3 protein-coding genes are annotated in these 2,329 nt (G+C 42.3%); all 3 read right to left on the bottom strand.

All coding sequences use genetic code 11. The features are described 5' to 3' along the window. The coding region (locus tag AACV00_RS05495; RefSeq protein WP_442956591.1) for an RHS repeat domain-containing protein at positions 1-860 on the bottom strand (860 nt) is incomplete at its 3' end. 317 nt (positions 861-1,177) lie between these two features. Beyond that, positions 1,178-1,507, bottom strand: a complete 330-nt coding sequence (locus AACV00_RS05500) for a hypothetical protein (protein WP_017827408.1) — start codon at positions 1,505-1,507, stop codon at positions 1,178-1,180. Positions 1,508-1,509: 2 nt separating this feature from the next. After that, a partial coding sequence (locus tag AACV00_RS05505; RefSeq protein ID WP_161737332.1) for an RHS repeat-associated core domain-containing protein occupies positions 1,510-2,329 on the bottom strand: 820 nt, incomplete at its 5' end.

Here is a 2,329-nt window from a genome sequence, read left to right on the forward strand (position 1 = left end):
GCAAGAGTGCCATCGGCATATATCGGCGTTTCTTCTATCAGTTGGTCTCCCGACCATAAATAGCGCCACGTGGTGATTTTAGGCTTAATCTGCGGAAATAATGGGTCAATATGGGCTAAGTCACTGTCGACAGTTTTGGTTTTACTCAGACGTCGACCAAAAGCATCATAAGTATAGTGCCAACAATCCCCTTTCGGTGTAAAGCATGCGGTTAGCTGATTTTGTGTGTTCCATAAATAGCGCCACTCTCTGGGACGAAAACCGCGTGTATGGACAATTTTTTTAGCTAATCGCCCATTAACATCATAATGGTAATCTTGATATCCCTTCGCTGTGTAACGGCGAGTCACCCGTCCTGCTTGCTGTTGCTGAAATAGCTGTAGCATCGCCCCTTGTGCTTCTGAAGGCACCATCGACGAGGACGGCGTTGTTAAGTGCTCCGTGATATTGAGGTTGTTATCATACTGGAATTTTTCGTCCTGATTACCCCATTGTGGACTGTATTGTGTCTCAGTGATTTGGTCATTGGCATTATAGTGATAACGTGTCTGTCGCCAGCGATCATCTTCAATGCCCACCACATTATAAGCGCGATCATATTGATAACTGCGGTGCACATCCGTACAAAATGGCGGTTGTTGGGGATGGGCTTGTATCGATTGTAAAAACTGTTCGGTGCCTCGCCCTGCTCGTTGATGAGCCAGTAAACCAGTGGCCGTATAGTGACTGGAATTGACAAATCCAGCGTGACTACGGCGTAAATACTCTTGTCCTACCGCGTTGTAGCTAAATTGAAGTGGTGCATGCTGATTGACTTGCAGTGAAGTTAACTCCCCCAGTGCCCCAAAAGCATAATGCAACTCCCGTTCACCAAAACGGGTCAATGCCAGTGTATTATCAGTATCATTCCATTGATGAACAATCTCTTGTCCATTAATACGTTCATCTTAAACGAGAGTTTAGTATTGATATCCGATAGTGAAAGCATTCGAACAATTAAGCTGCAATACTAACAGCAAGCGCAACTCAGTGCCATCAAACACACCATGCGCGAGCTGATGCGGAAATATACCAACGACTAAAGGGGAGACTGAGCTAGCACAACTGAGCAACCCTTAAAAATAAGTCAGCCGGAAGTTCTCGGGATCTTTCCGGCTAGATTTAATTACTCAAAATATTATTCTGGGCCATTCCATTCAAGTTTTTCTTTCAAGTGCTCAGGAACGAGACTAAATAGCCTTTTTATATCATCTTCATGAGAAAAATAATTTGTACATTTTCTTTTGTCAGCATTTTCCAAATAGAATCGCGCATGACTATTTAAAAAAAATATATCATGTTCAGTCATTTCTTCTTCAGGAAGAGATATAACAATATTATGTAATAGCTCAGCCTCCATATAACAAGACTTATCAAAGGCTTTTCTAAAGCAAGAGTGTGTTTGCACATTTCTTATATAAGATAATGACTTCCATAACATATTTGAATATATACTTATTTTTCTCATTCTTAAAATCCTAATTTGTTTCTTAAATTACTAAAGAAACTTCTGGATGGCATAGCTCTGGCATCAGTTGGTGGTGAATTTGTTCTTGTCCATGAACCATTTTCTATTAATTTATTAATATATTTAGCATCGCCTGTTTCTTTATATATTTCTTGAGCTGCAACCATTCTATGATGCCCTTCCCCCATATAATAAATTCCATTGGAATCTACAAAGCCACCAACTTGATTTTTGGGAAGTGAAAAATCAAAAGTGCCGTCAAGCATATCTTTTTTCATACCATCAATCTGTTTAGGGTTTCTTAATCCGATTTGTGTAGCTTTTATTTTTGGTGGTGGACAACACGCCAGCCCAAACGGATCAACCCACCCCGTCGGACAATGCACATACCCATACGGATTCAGCCCACCCAATAACCCTATGGGGTCTGGGGAAAGATACTGTCCTGTTTCCCTATCATAATAGCGAAAGCGATTATAATACAAGCCACTTTCTTCATCTTCATATTGCCCCGCAAAGCGAAAAGGACATTCGGTATAATTAGGGTCATTCTCCGCTTTACCGTCGCGGTAACGCCAAAACTGCATTTGGCCCCACGTATTCAACCTTCCTGCCCAACTGGCTTGTCCGCCTTCACTGAATATCTCTCGCGGGGTGCCTTGGTGGTCGGTGACCACATAGTGCAGTTTGCCCTGTTGATAACGCGCGGTGGGCGTTATTTCTCCGGGTTGATACAGCCATTGAACTTGTTGCGCATTAGCAAGAGTGCCATCGGCATATATCGGCGTTTCTTCTATCAGTTGGTCTCCCGACCATAAATAG

It is taken from the genome of Proteus sp. G3927, from assembly GCF_963894685.1.
Classification (GTDB): domain Bacteria; phylum Pseudomonadota; class Gammaproteobacteria; order Enterobacterales; family Enterobacteriaceae; genus Proteus; species Proteus mirabilis.